Annotated in this window: 15 protein-coding genes; 8 read left to right on the top strand and 7 right to left on the bottom strand. The window is 62.8% G+C overall.

Going from position 1 to position 17,741, the window contains the following annotated elements:
- The first annotated feature begins 80 nt into the window (after positions 1-80).
- From dusB to hflX, 8 genes are all read left to right on the top strand, one after another.
- Positions 81-1,109, top strand: a complete 1,029-nt coding sequence (gene dusB, locus X735_RS147475) for a tRNA dihydrouridine synthase DusB (RefSeq protein WP_023812030.1) — start codon at positions 81-83, stop codon at positions 1,107-1,109.
- On the top strand, positions 1,106-2,248 hold the full coding sequence (locus X735_RS147480) for a nitrogen regulation protein NR(II) (protein ID WP_023812029.1): 1,143 nt from the start codon (positions 1,106-1,108) through the stop codon (positions 2,246-2,248). Before dusB ends, X735_RS147480 begins: the two co-directional genes overlap by 4 nt.
- On the top strand, positions 2,245-3,705 hold the full coding sequence (gene ntrC, locus X735_RS147485; protein ID WP_023812028.1) for a nitrogen regulation protein NR(I): 1,461 nt from the start codon (positions 2,245-2,247) through the stop codon (positions 3,703-3,705). Before X735_RS147480 ends, ntrC begins: the two co-directional genes overlap by 4 nt.
- Positions 3,706-3,834: 129 nt before the next feature.
- The gene (locus X735_RS147490; RefSeq protein WP_023812027.1) at positions 3,835-6,120 is read left to right on the top strand and encodes a PAS domain-containing sensor histidine kinase; all 2,286 of its coding nucleotides are present in this window, start codon (positions 3,835-3,837) and stop codon (positions 6,118-6,120) included.
- Positions 6,110-7,471, top strand: a complete 1,362-nt coding sequence (locus tag X735_RS147495; protein ID WP_023812026.1) for a sigma-54 dependent transcriptional regulator — start codon at positions 6,110-6,112, stop codon at positions 7,469-7,471. Before X735_RS147490 ends, X735_RS147495 begins: the two co-directional genes overlap by 11 nt.
- A 99-nt stretch (positions 7,472-7,570) precedes the next feature.
- On the top strand, positions 7,571-8,434 hold the full coding sequence (locus tag X735_RS147500; protein ID WP_023812025.1) for a D-amino-acid transaminase: 864 nt from the start codon (positions 7,571-7,573) through the stop codon (positions 8,432-8,434).
- Between the two features lie 145 nt (positions 8,435-8,579).
- Positions 8,580-8,825, top strand: a complete 246-nt coding sequence (hfq, locus tag X735_RS147505; protein ID WP_006202172.1) for an RNA chaperone Hfq — start codon at positions 8,580-8,582, stop codon at positions 8,823-8,825.
- Complete coding sequence (hflX, locus tag X735_RS147510) at positions 8,826-10,217, top strand: GTPase HflX (protein WP_023812024.1); 1,392 nt, start codon at positions 8,826-8,828, stop codon at positions 10,215-10,217.
- 6 nt (positions 10,218-10,223) lie between these two features.
- Here the strand turns inward: hflX and mazG are convergent, their stop codons facing one another.
- The 7 genes from mazG to cyoA form a co-directional block, all read right to left on the bottom strand.
- The gene (mazG, locus tag X735_RS147515; RefSeq protein WP_023812023.1) at positions 10,224-11,048 is read right to left on the bottom strand and encodes a nucleoside triphosphate pyrophosphohydrolase; all 825 of its coding nucleotides are present in this window, start codon (positions 11,046-11,048) and stop codon (positions 10,224-10,226) included.
- 140 nt (positions 11,049-11,188) lie between these two features.
- Positions 11,189-12,373: an amino acid aminotransferase gene (locus X735_RS147520; RefSeq protein ID WP_023812022.1), complete on the bottom strand. Its 1,185-nt coding sequence runs from the start codon at positions 12,371-12,373 to the stop codon at positions 11,189-11,191.
- Positions 12,374-12,631: 258 nt separating this feature from the next.
- Positions 12,632-13,339 carry an SURF1 family protein gene (locus tag X735_RS147525; RefSeq protein WP_031213493.1) on the bottom strand — a complete coding sequence of 236 codons (708 nt, stop codon included), beginning with the start codon at positions 13,337-13,339 and terminating at the stop codon, positions 12,632-12,634.
- Positions 13,340-13,435: 96 nt separating this feature from the next.
- Positions 13,436-13,816 (bottom strand): cytochrome o ubiquinol oxidase subunit IV, encoded by a 381-nt coding sequence (gene cyoD / locus X735_RS147530; RefSeq protein ID WP_023812020.1) that lies wholly within the window; start codon positions 13,814-13,816, stop codon positions 13,436-13,438.
- On the bottom strand, positions 13,813-14,439 hold the full coding sequence (cyoC, locus tag X735_RS147535; RefSeq protein WP_023812019.1) for a cytochrome o ubiquinol oxidase subunit III: 627 nt from the start codon (positions 14,437-14,439) through the stop codon (positions 13,813-13,815). Before cyoC ends, cyoD begins: the two co-directional genes overlap by 4 nt.
- Positions 14,440-14,444: 5 nt before the next feature.
- The gene (gene cyoB / locus X735_RS147540; protein ID WP_023812018.1) at positions 14,445-16,457 is read right to left on the bottom strand and encodes a cytochrome o ubiquinol oxidase subunit I; all 2,013 of its coding nucleotides are present in this window, start codon (positions 16,455-16,457) and stop codon (positions 14,445-14,447) included.
- Between the two features lie 15 nt (positions 16,458-16,472).
- Complete coding sequence (gene cyoA / locus X735_RS147545) at positions 16,473-17,642, bottom strand: ubiquinol oxidase subunit II (RefSeq protein ID WP_023812017.1); 1,170 nt, start codon at positions 17,640-17,642, stop codon at positions 16,473-16,475.
- Positions 17,643-17,741: the final 99 nt, after the last annotated feature.

The following is a 17,741-nucleotide window of genomic DNA, read 5'->3' as shown; positions in this document are numbered from 1 at the left end:
TGCACATTGCGCCGGTTCTGGCTAGAGAATGTGCAACGAATGAAGATGCTTGGTTTTTGTGCATGGTTAACTTGACCAAATTGCCTGACTTGACCAAATTGGCAGGGCCGCTTGATGTCGGCGGTGTGAGACTCCGCAATCGCGTGTTCCTCGCACCAATGTCGGGGATTACGGACGAGCCGTTCCGGCAGCGTGCCCACGCGCATGGAGCAGGCCTGGTCGTGACCGAAATGGTTGCCAGCGGAGAGCTCGCCAAGGGCAGGGCCGGTTTCAACCTGCGCATACGCCACTCCGGCCTGCCCGTCCATATGGTTCAGCTTGCAGGCCGTGAGGCGATGCACATGGCCGAAGGTGCCAGAATCGCAGCCGGTGAGGGGGCCGACATCATCGACATCAACATGGGCTGCCCGGCCAAGAAGGTTACCGGCGGTTATGCGGGTTCGGCATTGATGCTGGATCTCGACCACGCACTGTCGCTGATCGACGCCGTTGTCGGCGCGGTCGAGGTGCCAGTGACGGTCAAGATGCGGCTTGGCTGGGACGAAGGCGCGCTCAACGCGCCGATGCTCGCGCGCCGCGCCGAGCAGGCCGGTGTCAGCATGGTGACCGTGCACGGCCGCACGCGCTGCCAGTTCTACCAGGGCAAGGCCGACTGGCGCGCCATCGCCCGCGTCAAGGAAGCCGTGTCCATCCCGGTCGTCGCCAATGGTGACGTCTCTTCGCCGGCGGAAGCGGCCGACATTCTCGATCAATCGGGTGCCGACGCCGTGATGATCGGCCGTGCCCATTATGGCGCGCCCTGGATCGCAGGCGGCATTGCGGCCGCGGCGACCGGCGAGGCGACGCCAAACATGCCACGGGACTCGACCGCGGTCGCCGACTACATCGTGGCCCACTATGAGGACATGCTGGCGCTCTACGGCGCCGAAAGCGGCCTGCGCCAGGCGCGCAAGCATCTTGGCTGGTATCTTGATCGGCATGCCGGCGGCGTCGCCGACGACAGCCGAAAGGCTATACTGACCGCATTCGAGCCCGCGCGCGTTATTGCCTTGCTGCGCGATGTGTTTTCGCGCGATCCGCAACCCTTGAACCTGCGGAGCGCCGCATGAACGCCGCCGCCGGCCAGGGCGCCGAAATGGCGGATGCCGCCCAAATCGTGCTCAACACCATCCGCCGCCCGGTGATCATGATCAGCGAGGAGGGGTTCATCACCTTCGCCAACGCCGATGCGGAAGACTTTTTTCGCTCGAGCGCGACCATGCTCGCCCGCAACACGCTGTCAAAACTCATTCCCTTCGGCAGCCCGCTGCTGACACTGGTCGACCAGGTGCGCGAGCGCCGGGCTCCGGTCAACGAGTACCGCGTCGACGTGTCGTCGCCGCGGCTCGGCATCGAGAAGGTCGTCGATCTCTATGTCGCGCCGGTACCGGAATTTCCGGGCTCGGTGGTGGTTATGTTCCAGGAACGGTCGATGGCCGACAAGATTGACCGGCAGATGACGCATCGGGGCGCGGCACGTTCGGTCACCGGTCTGGCGGCGATGCTTGCCCATGAGATCAAGAACCCGCTCTCAGGCATCCGCGGCGCTGCCCAGTTGCTCGAACTGTCGGCTTCCGACGAAGACCGCGCGCTGACGCGGCTGATCACCGACGAGACCGACCGCATCGTGTCGCTGGTCGATCGCATGGAGGTATTTTCCGACGAGCGGCCGATCGACCGCTACCCCGTCAACATCCATGTCGTTCTCGACCATGTGAAGGCGATTGCCAAGAACGGTTTTGCCAAGAGAATCAAGATATTGGAGGATTATGATCCTTCGTTGCCTCCGGTGTTTGCCAACCGCGACCAGTTGATCCAGGTGTTCCTCAACCTGGTCAAGAACGCCGCCGAGGCGATCGGCAGCGACCCGCAGGGCGAGATCGTGCTGTCGACCGCCTTCCGGCCAGGCATCCGTGTTTCCGTTCCGGGCACGCAGGACCGCGTGTCGCTGCCGCTGGAATTCTGTGTGCGCGACAACGGCTCCGGCGTTTCGGAAGACATCTTGCCGATCCTGTTCGACCCGTTCATCACCACCAAGCCGAACGGCTCCGGGTTGGGTCTTGCGCTGGTCGCCAAGATCGTCGGCGAGCATGGCGGCATCATCGAATGCGAATCGACGCCGCGCGGCACCACATTCCGCATCCTGATGCCGGCCTGGAAAGAAGCGCCAAACGGCGCCGATGATGACGGTGAAGGAGACCGCAAATGACCGTTCGCGGCAATATTCTCGTCGCCGACGACGACGCGGCGATCCGTACCGTCCTCAACCAGGCGCTTTCGCGCGCCGGCCACGAGGTGCGCGTCACCTCCAATGCTTCGACTTTGTGGCGCTGGGTGGCGGCGGGCGAGGGCGACCTTGTCATCACCGATGTGGTCATGCCGGACGAGAACGCCTTCGACATGCTGCCGCGCATCAAGAAGGCGAGGCCGGAGCTGCCGGTCATCGTCATGAGCGCTCAGAACACCTTCATGACGGCGATCCGCGCCTCCGAAACCGGCGCCTATGAATATCTGCCTAAGCCGTTCGACCTGACCGAACTGCTCAACATCGTCAACCGCGCGCTTTCCGAGCCGCGTCGGCCGAAGATCGACGCGCGGCCGGAAGAGCAGCCCGATGCAATGCCGCTGGTCGGCCGCTCGGCCGCCATGCAGGACATCTACCGCATGCTGGCGCGCATGATGCAGACCGACCTGACGGTGATGATCTCGGGCGAATCCGGTACCGGCAAGGAGCTGGTGGCGCGCGCGCTGCATGAATATGGCCGCCGCCGCGGCGGCCCCTTCGTCGCCATCAATATGGCGGCGATCCCGCGCGACCTGATCGAATCGGAACTGTTCGGTCACGAGAAGGGTGCCTTCACCGGCGCACAGAATCGCTCGACCGGGCGCTTCGAGCAGGCTGAAGGCGGCACGCTGTTCCTCGACGAAATCGGCGACATGCCGATGGAGGCGCAGACGCGGCTGCTGCGCGTGCTCCAACAGGGCGAATACACGACGGTTGGCGGACGCACGCCGATCAAGACCGACGTGCGCATCGTCGCCGCCACCAACAAGGATCTGCGCACGCTGATCAACCAGGGGCTTTTCCGCGAGGATCTTTTCTATCGCCTCAATGTCGTGCCGCTCCGGCTGCCAGCGCTGCGCGAGCGCTCCGAGGACGTGCCGGACCTCGTCCGCCACTTCTTCAAGCTCGGCGAAATGGAAGGCCTACAGACCAAGCGCATTTCTTCCGGCGGCATCGAGTTGATGAAGCGCTATCCGTGGCCAGGCAATGTTCGCGAACTGGAAAACCTGGTTCGCAGGCTTGCCGCGCTCTATTCGCAGGACGAAATTTCCGCCGAGATCATCGAGGCCGAGCTGAAGACCGGCGAGCGCCCCGTAGTGCCGGGAGGCGGTAACCTCATTCCCGACGATTTGTCGATTGGCCAGGCGGTCGAGCATTTCCTGCAGCGCTATTTCGCGTCGTTTGCCGGCGACTTGCCTCCTGCCGGGCTCTATCAGCGCATCCTGTCCGAGGTCGAGTTTCCGCTTGTCCTGGCCTCGATGACGGCAACGCGTGGCAACCAGATCAAGGCTGCGGAACTGCTGGGCTTGAACCGCAACACGCTGCGCAAGAAGATTCGCGAGCTCGGCGTCAACGTCTACAAATCATCGCGGCAGGGCTGAGCCTTGATCTGAGCCCGCGCTCTTTTCAGGGGATCGGCTCGCGAAAGATTTCCGTCTCGGTCACACTTGTTGCATAATCGCCACAATGCGTTGCATACATCCGACGCAATCATGGCTCTAGACGGCGACATGGCTCCGCAGGCACCGACAACAAACCAACCGCTTTTCAGCGAACCCGGCGCTCGTGACGGGCGCCGGCTGCTTGCGCTGCCAGGCGTGATCGCGGTCGTCGGCGCGCTGATGACGGCGGCGATCTCGTTCGCCATCCTCGTTGGCGCCACGCCGATCACACCGAACGAGTCGACTACGCTGGCGTTGATTGCCCTCAACACGGCTTTCGTCCTGTTTCTTATCGCGCTGGTCGGGCGTGAGGTGCACCGCATCCTGATGGCGCGCCGGCATGGCAAGGCCGCTTCGCGGCTGCATGTGCGCATTGTCGCCATGTTCGCCCTGGTTGCTGCCATTCCAGCCATCATGGTGGCCATCATCGCGTCGATCACGCTCGACATCGGCCTCGACCGCTGGTTCGAGATCCGCACCAAGACGATCGTCAATTCATCGCTGTCGATCGCCGACGCCTATGTCCAGGAAAATGCCCGCAACCTCCAGGGCACGACGCTGTCCATGGCCTATGATCTCGATGCGTCGCGCACGCTCTACGGCCTTGATCGTACCGGCTTTCTCGACCTGATGAACAAGGAAGCTGTGGGCCGTTCGCTGGCCCATGCGGCGCTGATCAAGCCGGACGGCTCTTTCGTCATGAGCGCCAAGACCGATACGGATTTCGCCATGCCCGAGCCGCCGGAAGGCGCGGTGGCCAGCGCTACCGACGGCAAGCCGGTGCTGATCGAACCGAAAACGCGCAACATCATGGGTGCCATCGTCAAGCTGCGGGAGATCGAAGGACTCTACCTCTACACCATTCGGCTCGTCGACCCCGAAGTGATCAAGGCAAGGCAGATCGTCAGGTCCAACACCGACGAATATCGGGGGCTGGAAGATAACCGCCGTACCTCTCAGGTGGCCTTCGCGCTGCCCTATCTGTCGTTGACGCTCATCATTATCCTGTCCGCGATCTGGACCGGCATTGCGGTCGCCGACCGTCTGGTGCGGCCCATTCGCCAGCTCATCGGCGCCGCCGACGAGGTCGCGACCGGCAATCTCGACGTCGCGGTTCCCGTCAGGCCTTCGGACGGCGATGTCGCGTCGCTCGGCGATACGTTCAACAAGATGCTTCTCGAACTGAAATCGCAGCGCAATGAGATCCTGTCCGCCAAGGACCTGATCGATGAGAGGCGCCGCTTCTCGGAAGCCGTGCTTGCCGGCGTTACCGCCGGCGTCATCGGCGTCGATCCCTACGGCATCGTCACCATCGTCAACCGCTCGGCCGAGGCGATGCTGGCGATTTCGGCCAGCGCAGCCCTTGGGCAGAATCTTTCCGCCGTGCTGCCGCATGTCGGCCGCGTCTTCGAGATCGGCCGCAAGTCCGGCAAACCCGTCTATCGTGAGCAGGTGACCTTTTACCGCGCCGGTGCCGAGCGGACCTTCAACGTGCAGATCACGATCGAGGCCGGCGACGACGGCTCGGAGGAAAAATCCTATGTGGTGACGGTCGACGACATCACCGACCTGGTTCAGGCGCAGCGCTCGTCGGCCTGGGCGGACGTGGCGCGGCGTATCGCCCACGAGATCAAGAACCCGCTGACGCCGATCCAGCTCTCGGCCGAACGTATCAAGCGCCGTTACGGCAAGGTGATTACCGAGGACCGCGAGGTTTTCGACCAATGCACCGACACCATCATCCGTCAGGTTGAGGATATCGGCCGTATGGTGGACGAATTCTCGGCGTTCGCGCGCATGCCAAAGCCCGAGATGAAGGCGATAGATCTGCGCGAATCGCTGCGTGAGGCCTCGTTCCTGGTCGAGGTCAGCCGCGCCGACATCACTTTCGAGCGGATTTTCGGCACGGAGCCGCTAAAGGGCACTTTCGACAGCCGCTTGATGGCGCAGGCTTTCGGCAATGTGATCAAGAACGCCGCCGAGGCCATCGACGGATTGGAACAGAAGGACGGTTCGCACGGCATAATCCGGATTCAAGCCGGGCGCCAGAATGGTGCGATTCGAATCGACGTCATCGACAATGGCAAAGGCCTGCCGCGCGAGAATCGCCAACGGCTGCTCGAGCCCTACATGACCACACGCGAGAAGGGCACCGGACTTGGCCTCGCTATCGTCAAGAAGATCGTGGAGGACCATGGCGGCAGGCTGGAACTACACGATGCTCCAGCGGACTTCCACGATGGGCGCGGCGCGATGATCAGCATCATCCTGCCGCCTGCGGCCGCAACGGCTCCGCGCGGCGAAAGCAGGGCGGAAAACGAAAGAGAAACTGAAAAGGTCGGTAATGGCGTCTGATATTCTCATCGTCGATGACGAGGAAGACATCCGTGAACTCGTCGCGGGCATACTGAGCGACGAAGGTCACGAAACCCGCACGGCATTCGATGCCGACAGCGCGCTCGCTGCTATAGCTGATCGCGCGCCGCGGCTGATTTTCCTCGATATCTGGCTGCAGGGCTCGCGCCTGGACGGGCTGGCGCTGCTCGACGAGATCAAGACCATGCATCCGACCTTGCCGGTGGTGATGATTTCCGGCCACGGCAACATCGAAACGGCGGTCTCCGCCATCCGTCGCGGCGCCTATGACTTCATCGAAAAGCCGTTCAAGGCCGACAGGCTGATCCTTATTGCCGAGCGTGCGCTGGAGACCTCGAAATTGCGGCGCGAGGTTTCCGACCTCAAGCTGCGCAGCGGCGAAACCTTCGATCTGATCGGCATGTCGTCGGCGATGAGCCAGTTGCGCCAGACGATCGAACGCGTCGCGCCGACCAACAGCCGCGTGATGATCATCGGACCGTCTGGCTCGGGCAAGGAACTGGCCGCGCGCGCCATCCACACGCTGTCGGCGCGCAAGAGCGCACCTTTCGTGACGCTGAGCGCCGCCAACATCACGCCCGAGCGCATGGAGATCGAGCTGTTCGGCACCGAATCGAATGGCGTCGAGCGCAAGGTCGGGGCGCTGGAGGAGGCCCATCGCGGTATCCTCTACATCGACGAGGTGGCCGACATGCCGCGCGAGACGCAGAACAAGATCCTGCGCGTGCTGGTCGAGCAGCAGTTCGAGCGGGTAGGGGGAACCAAGCGGGTCAAGGTCGATGTCCGCATCATCTCCTCGACCTCGCAGAACCTCGAAGCGATGATTGCCGACGGGCGTTTTCGCGAGGATCTTTACCATCGCCTCGCGGTGGTTCCGGTCATCGTGCCGGGATTGGCCGAGCGGCGCGAGGATATTCCCTACCTCGTCGATAATTTCATGAAGCAGATCGCCCGCCAGGCCGGCATCAAGCCGCGCCGCATCGGCGACGACGCGCTGGCCGTGCTGCAGGCGCACAACTGGCCGGGCAACGTTCGCCAGCTGCGCAACAATGTCGAGCGCCTGATGATCCTTGCGCGCGGCGACGACGTCGATGCGCCGATCACCGCCGACCTGTTGCCGGCCGAGATCGGCGATGTCATGCCGCGCACGCCGAATCAATCCGACCAGCACATCATGGCGCTGCCGTTGCGCGAAGCGCGTGAGCAGTTCGAGAAGGATTACCTGATCGCCCAGATCAACCGGTTCGGCGGCAACATCTCGAAGACCGCCGAGTTCATCGGCATGGAGCGCTCCGCTCTGCATCGCAAGCTGAAGTCGCTGGGCGTCTGAGCGCGACATATCCAGCCGCCGCGCCCGGGCCGAGCATTTGCCGGTTACGGCGGCGGTGGAATCGCATAAGAAAGCCCCGAGAATATCTAGAGGTTGCCCATGCCGCGCATTGCCTATGTCAACGGGCGCTATGTCACGCACGCCGATGCCGCCGTCCATATCGAGGACCGTGGCTATCAGTTCGCCGACGGTGTCTATGAGGTCTGCGAGGTGGCGCGTGGTTTCATCGTCGACATGCCGCGCCATCTGTCCCGGCTGAACCGCTCGCTGACCGAATTGTCGATCGCCTGGCCGGTCACCTCCCGCGTGCTGCCACTCATTCTGCGCGAGGTGGTCAATCGCAACCAGGTCGCCAATGGCCTGGTCTACGTGCAGGTGACGCGCGGCGTGGCCAGCCGCGACTTCGCCTTCCCTTCCGCCGACACGAAGCCGGCCCTGGTAGTCACCGCCAGGAAGGCCGACGCAGCGGCTGGAGCGAAGCGAGCCGAGACCGGCATCGCGGTCATCACCGTGCCGGAGAACCGCTGGGACCGCGTCGACATCAAGACCGTCGGGCTGCTGCCCAATGTATTGGCCAAGCAGAAGGCCAAGGAAGCCGGTGCGCAGGAAGCCTGGTTCGTCGACGATGAAGGCAACGTAAAAGAAGGCGGCTCGTCCAATGCCTGGATCGTCACCCGGGACGGCGTCCTGGTCACCAGGCCGGCCGAGCACGGCATCTTGCGCGGCATCACCCGCACGACCATGTTCGAAGTGGCGGCCAAGCTTGGCCTGAAGATCGAGGAGCGCGGCTTTTCCGTCGCCGAGGCCAAGGCGGCACGCGAGGCGTTCATCAGCTCCGCAACGACAATCGCCATGCCGGTGGTGAGCATCGACGGCGATACGGTCGCCAACGGGCACCCCGGCTCAATAACACTTTCCTTGCGGCAGGCCTTTTTTGACATTGCGGAAAAAAGTCCAGCCTGATAACCGCACAGGTGGAATGAACATCAATATATCTCGTTCTGCTTGTCGTTACTGACGACAAGACGGTGTTTGCGAGCTTGACATGCGCCCGTTAATTTGGCGCATTGGCTTGCAAACCGAAGGGGATCGGCGAAAGACAAGAACAATGGCGGAACGATCGCAAAACCTTCAGGACCTGTTCCTGAATTCAGTTCGCAAGAGCAAGAACCCGCTCACCATCTTCCTCATCAACGGCGTGAAGCTGACCGGCGTGGTCACTTCGTTCGACAATTTCTGTGTCCTGCTGCGCCGCGACGGTCACTCCCAGCTCGTCTACAAGCACGCCATTTCCACGATCATGCCGAGCCAGCCGGTTCAGATGTTCGATGGCGAGGAAAGCCAGGGCGCCTGATTGGCACGTGAGAAAGACGCGGACGCCACCGTTCGCGGAAAACCAACACATCATCCCGGGACGGAAGCCAAGGGCCCGACCCGGGCCGTTGTCATTGTGCCCGTCCTTACCCGCCACCAGCGCAACGACGACGAGACCAACCGTCCTCGGTTGATGCGTTCGGCTGATGCTCGTCATGACGAGGCAGTTGGCCTTGCCCGCGCCATCAACCTCGACCTGGTCCACACTGCGGTGGTTACCATCAACGATCCGCGCCCGGCGACGTTGCTCGGCAGCGGCAAGGTCGCCGAATTCGCCGAAATCGTCAAAGAGGGACACGCGGAGGTGGTCGTCGTCGACCATCCGCTGACCCCGGTGCAGCAACGCAATCTGGAGAAGGAGCTGAACGCCAAGGTGCTGGACCGCACCGGGCTGATCCTCGAGATCTTCGGCGAGCGCGCGCGCACCAAGGAAGGCACGCTGCAGGTCGAGCTCGCCCATCTCAACTACCAGAAGGGCCGCCTCGTGCGCAGTTGGACCCATCTGGAGCGCCAGCGCGGTGGCGCCGGCTTTCTCGGGGGCCCCGGCGAAACGCAGATCGAATCCGACCGGCGGCAGTTGCAGGAAAAGATCATCAAGCTGAAGCAGGAGCTGGAAACGGTGCGGCGCACGCGCGACCTGCACCGCGCCAAGCGCAGGAAGGTGCCGTTCCCGGTGGTGGCGATCGTCGGCTATACCAACGCCGGCAAGTCGACGCTGTTCAACCGGCTGACCGGAGCAGACGTGCTGGCGCAGGACATGCTGTTCGCTACGCTCGATCCGACGCTGCGCCGCGTGCGCCTGCCACATGGCACGCCGATCATCCTCTCCGACACTGTCGGTTTCATCTCGGACCTGCCGACGCATCTGATCGCGGCTTTCCGCGCCACCCTGGAAGAGGTAGTCGAGGCCGATCTCGTGCTTCATCTGCGCGACATTTCGGATCCGGACACGGCCGCCCAGGCCGAAGATGTCGAGCGTATCCTGGCCGACCTCGGTGTTGACGCCGGCGACGCCAAGCGGGTGATCGAAGTGTGGAACAAGATCGACCGGCTCGACGAAGGCAACCGGACCCGGCTGCTTGCCGACGGCGCCGATGCCAACAAGGCGCCGCCGATCGCGGTGTCGGCGGTGACCGGCGAGGGCATCGATGCGCTGAAGGCGATCATCGAAACGCGGATGGCGGGCGAACTCGAAGACCTCACCGTGACGATCGAGCCGGCACAGTTCGGCCTTGTCGACTGGCTTTACCGCAATGGCGATGTCGTTTCGCGAAGCGACAATGATGACGGCAGCGCCACCATCTCGCTCAAGGCCACGCAAAGCGCCCGCGAAGAGATCGAAAGCAGATTGCGTCGTAAAAACAACGGCTAATGTAACTTACTTCGCGGTCTTTGCTTCCTGCCAGAGCGCTTCCATCTCGGCCAGATCAGCCTTGTCCAGCGTGTTGCCGGCTTTTCCCAGTGCCTGTTCGACATAATGGAAACGCGAGCGGAATTTTTCGTTGGTGCCGCTCAGCGCTGCTTCGGAATCGAGCTTGAGATGACGGCCGAGATTGACGACGGCAAACAGCATGTCGCCGAACTCGTCTTTGATCGAGGCGGTGTCGCCTTTGGCCAGTGCCTCGCGCAACTCGCCGATCTCTTCCTCGATCTTGTCGAGGATGGGCGCTGCCTCGCTCCAGTCGAAGCCGACGCGGGCGGCTTTCTCCTGAAGTTTCAGTGCCCGGGTCAGCGCGGGCAGGGCGACCGGCACGCTGTCCAAAAACCCCTTGCCGTTGTCTTCGGGATCGAGACCGCGGGCGAGGCGAGCGCTTCGCTTCTCAGCCTTCTCTTCGGCCTTGATCTTTTCCCACATGCCCTTGGCCATGCCGGCGCTGCGGGCTTTCTCGTCACCGAAGACATGCGGATGGCGGCGGATCATCTTCGTCGTGATGGCTTGCACCACGTCAGAGAAGGCGAATTCACCGGCTTCCTCGGCCATTTGCGCGTGGTAGACGACCTGCAGCAGAAGATCGCCGAGCTCGTCGCGCAGATCGTCGAGGTCGCCGCGCGCGATGGCGTCCGCCACCTCATAGGCTTCCTCGATCGTATAGGGCGCAATGGTCGAGAAATCCTGTTCGATGTCCCAGGGGCAGCCAGTCTTCGGCGCCCGCAGCGCCGCCATGATCTCGATCAGGCGCGAAATGTCTTTCGATGGCGTCATCTAGAGCTATTCCAGGAAAAGTGTGAAACGGTTTTCTGTCCGGAATTGCGTCAAAACAGTCTATCGGATGCTATCCCGCGACCGGCCGCGCGGCCAACGCTGTCAGCCGGCGCGGGAGCCTTGTCCACAGATGAGCCGCGTCAATCAAGAACCGAAACGATCGCCTTGGCGAGTTCGTCCATGCCGTCCTCGGGTAGGCCGGCGACGTTGATGCGGCTGTCGCCGACCATGTAGATGCCGTGCTCGGCGCGCAACCGCTCGACCTGCGCTTCGGTGAGGCCAAGGCGAGAAAACATGCCGCGATGGCTGGCGACGAAATCGAAACGGTCGGAATTGGACTGCCGGCGCAGCGCCTCGGCGAACTGGACCCGAAGCCTGAGCATGCGCAGCCGCATCTCTTCGAGCTCGGCTTCCCAGTCGGCGCGCAAGGCGGTGTCTTCGAGCACGATGCGCACCGCGGCCGCACCATGGTCCGGCGGCATCGAATACATGGCGCGCGCCGCCGACAGCATCTGGCTCATCGCCACGTCCGCCTGTGCGCCGTCCCTGGCCAGGATCATCGCCGCGCCGACGCGGTCGCGGTAGACGGCGAAATTCTTCGAGCAGCTTGAGGCGACGACCATTTCCGGAACCTTCGCGGCCAGCAGGCGCAAGCCGAGGGCATCGGCCTCAAGGCCATCGCCAAAGCCCTGATAGGCGATGTCGACAAACGGCAGCAGCTCGCGCTCGACGACCAGATCGGTAACGGCTGCCCACTGTGCCGCATCCAGATTGGCGCCGGTCGGGTTGTGGCAGCAGCCATGCAGCAACACGACGTCGCCGCTCTTTGCCGTCCGCAACGCGGCCAGCATGTCGTCGAAACGAACGGCGCCCGAGGCCGCATCGAAATAGGGATATTCACGGATCTGCAGGCCGGCGGCGCGCATCACCGGCATGTGGTTCGGCCAGGTCGGATCCGATAGCCAGATGGTTGCATCCGAGCGCGTCCGCTTCAGCAGTTCCGCCACCAGCCGCAGCGCGCCGGAACCGCCGGGCGCCTGTGCGGCGCGGATGCGCGTCATGTCGGCGCCTGGACCGAAGGCGAGCTTGGCCATCACTGTGTTGAAGCCGGTATCGCCGGCAAGGCCGAGATAGGTCTTGGTGTCCTGACCCTCCAATAGCCGCTTTTCGGCTTCGCGCACGGCGCGCATGACCGGCGTCTTGCCGTCGCGATCCTTGTAGACGCCGACGCCGAGGTCGACCTTGTCGGGGCGCGGATCGGCGCGATAAAGGCCGATCAGGGCCAGGATCTTGTCGGCGGGGGCGGGCTGCAGGGCTTCAAACATCGATACGGCTCCAATGGCGGCGGAGTGATACGCAAATCGGTCACGTTTCGCCAGCGGTTTTAGCTGGGTGATCCAGCCCTAGACGGGGGTGCCGGGAAGCCTGCTCTGCACGCTCCTGTGATGTGGACGGGGTTTGATGCGGAACCCATTGATGCGCGTGGGAAAATGACCAGCCGGCATTAACAGCGCCACCACGCCATCGTCCGCGTCGGCATGAGCGCTTCTGTGCGCAAATTTCGGCTTTGCCACGGCCAGTGGTCAGCCCCCACCGTGCCTGTCTTTCACAGCCTGCCGCAACAGATAGGCGACCGCGCTCAGCACCATCAAGGCCAGCCCGAACCATGTCAGGGCATAGGCCAGATGGTTGTTGTGGAACGAAACCACCGTCAAGCCGCCGACCGGCCACCCTCCCGGATTGGGCGTGGCATCGGCATCGATGAAATAAGGAGCGACCTGCCCGAGGCCTTGCGTCGTGGCGATCGCCTGCACATCGCGCGAATACCAGCGGTTGGCGGCCGGATCGTTGGTACGCAGGAAGCCGCCTTTCGGTTCGCTGATGCGCAGCAGGCCGTGAATTCCGGTGTGATCGCCCGAGGGCTTGCCTGCGAGGCGGGTTGCCGGATCGCGCTTGTCCGTCGGCACGAAGCCCCTGTTCACCAGAATCGTGAAGCCATCATCCGCTCGGAACGGCGCCATTACCCAGAAGCCACCGCCGAGATCGGTGACCGCCTGGACCAGGGTCTCGCGATCACCGAGAAACCGGCCTGGAACGACGAGGCGGCGATACTCGTCATCCCTGGCGTTGATCGCTGGCCAGGCCGAAGGCGCCGGGGCGGCCACAGGTACTGCCTTGAGACGCTGGTCGACACGCTCGATCAGGTCGAGTTTCCAGACGCGGCGCTCCAGCTGCCAGACACCAAGCGCCGAAAGGCCGGTGATGCCGATGGCCCCGCAAAGGCAAAGCACCAACAGCGTCCATGGTGAACGCGTAACCCTTTGGCCGTCGCCTGTATTCGAATGCGGTGTCGTCCGTGCCTGTTCGTCCAAAGCCAGGTCCCTCTCTCAGGGTATCTGACTCATGTCATGGCCGGGCATCATGTTGACGTTCAGATGGTACATGACCCAGAGTGAGCCCGTCAGCGCGATCACCACCAGGATGAGGGTGAAGATCAGGGCCATCATGGTCCAGCCGTTCTCCGACCTGGTGTTCATATGCAGAAAGAACACCATGTGGACGATGATTTGCACGACGGCGAAGGCCATGATGGCAATCGCCGACGCCATCTGATTGCCGAGCGCGTTGGTCATGACCAGCCAGAAGGGAATGGCGGTCAGCACGACCGACAGGCCGAAGCCTGTCAGATAGCCGCGCAGCGAGCCGTGATCGACGCCGGGATGCGCGTGGCTCTGGTCGCTGGTGTCTGTGTGGTGGCCGGCGCTCATCGCAACATTCCCATCAGATAAACGAAAGTGAAGACGCCGATCCAGATGACGTCGAGGAAGTGCCAGAACATGCTCAGGCACATCAGGCGCCGCTGGTTCGCGGCGATCAGCCCGTGCCTGGAGACCTGCACCATCAGCACCACCAGCCAGATCAGGCCGAAGGTGACGTGCAGGCCGTGCGTTCCGACCAGCGTGAAGAACGACGACAGGAAGCCGCTGCGCTGCGGCGTCGCCCCCTCGTGGATGAAATGGGCGAATTCGTAGAGTTCGATGCTGAGAAAGGCGAGGCCGAACAGGCCAGTGATCACCAGCCACACCTGCATGGGTTTCACCCGTCCCTTCGCCATCTCCAGCATCGCGAAGCCGTAAGTGATGGAGGACAGGAGCAGCATGGTGGTGTTCAGCGCGACCAGCGGAAGATCGAACAGGTCCTTCGGCGCGGGTCCGGCCGCGTAATTGCCACCGAGCACGCCGTAGACCGCGAACAGCATCGCGAAGATGAGGCAGTCGCTCATCAGATAGATCCAGAAGCCGAGCATGGTGCTGCTGCCGCTCTCGGCATGGCCGTGGTCGTCTTCCAGGTGGAAGACCGTGTCGTCGATCACCGTGTCGGCGTGTGCCATGGTGCTTATCCCGCCTGGCTGGTGGCTGCGAGCAGGCGTGTCCGCTCGTCCTCGACGCGGGTGACGTCACTGGACGGAATGTGGAAGTCCCGGTCGTAGTTGAAAGTATGCGCGATGGCGTAGCCGATCAGGGCGACGAAGCTGACGATCGCCAGCCACCAAATGTACCAGATGAGCGCCATGGCAAGCACCACGCTCAACCCGGCCAGGACGACGCCGGCTCCGGTGTTGCGCGGCATGTGGATGTCGCGGAAGCCCGTCAACGGACGCTGGTAGCCGCGATTCTTCATGTCCGTCCAGGCGTCGAGATCGTGGACGACCGGCGTGAAGGCGAAATTGTAGGCCGGCGGCGGCGAGGACGTCGCCCATTCGAGCGTACGCCCGTCCCACGGATCGCCGGTATCGTCGCGAAGCTGCTCGCGCCGGCGCACGCTGACGAAGATCTGGATGAGGAAGGACAGGATGCCAAGCAGGATCAGGAAGGCGCCGAAGGCGGCGATGATGAACCAGATCTGCAGCGAGGGATCCTCAAAGGTGCGCAGCCGGCGCGTTACGCCCATCAAGCCGAGGATGTAGAGCGGCATGAAGGCGAACCAGAAGCCGACCACCCAGAACCAGAACGACATCTTTCCCCAGAACGGATCAAGCCGGAATCCGAATGCCTTGGGGAACCAGTAGCTGATGCCGGCAAACAGGCCGAACAGCACGCCGCCGATGATGACGTTGTGGAAATGCGCGACCAGGAACAGGCTGTTGTGGAGCACGAAGTCGGCTGGCGGAACCGCGAGCAGCACGCCGGTCATGCCGCCGACCACGAAGGTCAGCATGAAGGCGACCGTCCACATCATCGGCAGTTCGAAGCGGATGCGGCCGCGGTACATGGTGAACAGCCAGTTGAATATCTTGGCGCCTGTCGGGATCGAAATGATCATCGTTGTGATGCCGAAGAACGAGTTGACGCTCGCTCCCGATCCCATGGTGAAGAAGTGATGCAGCCAGACCAGGTAGGACAGGATGGTGATGACGATGGTTGCATAGACCATCGATGTGTAGCCGAAGAGCCGCTTGCCGCAGAAGGCCGAGGTCACTTCGGAAAATATGCCGAAGGCCGGCAGGATCAGGATGTAGACCTCGGGGTGGCCCCAGATCCAGATCAGGTTCACGTACATCATCGGATTGCCGCCGAAGTCGTTCGTGAAGAAGTTGGTGCCGACATAACGGTCGAGAGCCAGCAGGGCCAGCACCGCCGTCAGCACCGGGAAGGCGGCGACGATGAGCACATTGGTGCAGAGCGCGGTCCAGGTGAAGATCGGCATTCTCATCATGGTCATGCCTGGCGCGCGCATCTTGACGATGGTGCAGACCAGGTTCACGCCCGACAGCAGCGTGCCGACGCCCGCCACTTGCAGGGCCCAGATATAATAATCGACACCGACATCGGGACTGTAGCCGATACCCGACAGCGGCGGATAGGCAAGCCAGCCGGTGCGGGCAAATTCGCCGACGAACAGCGACATCATGACGATGACCGCGCCGCCGACCGTCATCCAGAAGCTGAAATTGTTGAGGAACGGAAACGACACGTCGCGCGCGCCGATCTGCAGCGGGACGACGAAATTCATCAGGCCCGTCACCAGCGGCATCGCCACGAAGAAGATCATGATCACGCCGTGCGCGGTGAAGATCTGGTCGTAGTGATGCGAATTGAGGTAGCCTTCCGAACCGCCGAAGGCCATCGCCTGCTGGAGCCGCATCATGATGGCGTCGCTGAAGCCGCGCAGCAGCATGACGATGCCGAGCACGATGTACATCACACCGATGCGCTTGTGGTCGACGCTGGTGAACCATTCGCGCCACAGATAGCCCCAGAGCTTGAAATAGGTCAGCGCGCCGACGAGGGCGATGCCGCCCAGCGCGACGACTACGAAGGTCGCGACCACGATAGGTTCGTGCAGCGGCAGCGACTCGAGCGTGAGCCGGCCGAAGATCGCCTTGAGAAGAGCAGGATTGTCGAACATGTCTTGCGTGGCGCCTCAGGAGTTGAAGGGCGACCGAAGCGTGCCGGTTGCGGAAGGTGACGGCAGTCGGATCGACAGGGGCGGTGGCCGTTGCAGACCAGCGCCGACTATCGGCGTCGAGGTCATCGGCGTGACGGATTGATCGGCCTTCGAAGCCGCCAGTGCTTCTTCGGTCGTGCATATGCTGGCGACATAGGATGGGGCAGGGCCGAATATCGTGCCGCGCCGGGCGAACTTGTCATACAGCAGCGGCAGGGTGTTGCGGATGCCGGCCATTCCCAGACCGCCCTTGGCATCGATCTGCGACATCTCGCTCATGCACATCTTGCCGGGCTCGACGCACATGTTGAGGATCGCCTTGTAGAGATCGGCATCCACCGCCGCATAGTGGCGCACGGGTTGGTTCTCGCTGGGCTGTTCGAGCTCCAGATAGCCGTTTCGGTCGAGCTTGCCGCCGCCGTCCTTTGCCTTCGCGATCCATGCCTGGAAACCGGCATCGTCTAGGCCGTGGAACGCGAAGCGCATTCCCGAGAAGCCGGCGCCGCTGTAGTTGGCGGAGAACCCTTCATAGTCGCCGGACTTGTTTATGACGGCGTGCAGCCTGGTTTCCATACCCGGCATTGCATAGATCTGGCCGGCCAGTGCTGGAATGTAGAAGGAGTTCATCACCGATGCGGAGGTGATGCGAAAGCTGATCGGCCGGTCGACCGGCGCAGCCAGTTCGTTGACCATGGCGACCCCGTAGTCCGGATAGATGAACAGCCATTTCCAGTCGAGCGCGACGACTTCGACCTCAAGCGGGCGCACGTCCGGCGGCAGCGGCTTGCCGGCCGCTACACGTCCGATCGGACGATAGGGGTCGAGCAGATGGGTGCCCATCCAGGTCACTGCGCCCAGGCAGATGATGATCAGAAGCGGCACAGCCCAAATGACGAGTTCGAGGTGGGTCGAGTGGTCCCAATCCGGCTCGTAGCGCGCCTCGCGGTTGGACTGGCGGTATCGCCAGGCAAAGAATATGGTGAGAGCCATCACCGGTATGATGACGATCAGCATCAGTGCCGTGGACACCATCAGCAGGTCGCGCTGCTGCGCGGCAACGTCGCCGGCAGGGTTCATGACGACCATGCTGCAGGAGCCGAGCGATGCCAGCAGGGGCAGCAGGAAAAGGGTACGGAGACGGCTCAATGTTTGACCTGTCGGTTGTTCCCCCCAGTGCTAGCCGTACCGCGGCAATGAAGGCATTGGACAATTTGTCCAATGCCGCAATGACGCGGCAGGCGTCAT

The sequence above is a fragment of the Mesorhizobium sp. L2C084A000 genome, assembly GCF_000502875.1.
Lineage (GTDB): Bacteria > Pseudomonadota > Alphaproteobacteria > Rhizobiales > Rhizobiaceae > Mesorhizobium.
The sequence above is the reverse complement of the archived record's forward strand: the minus strand, read 5'-3'. Positions and strand labels throughout refer to the sequence as shown.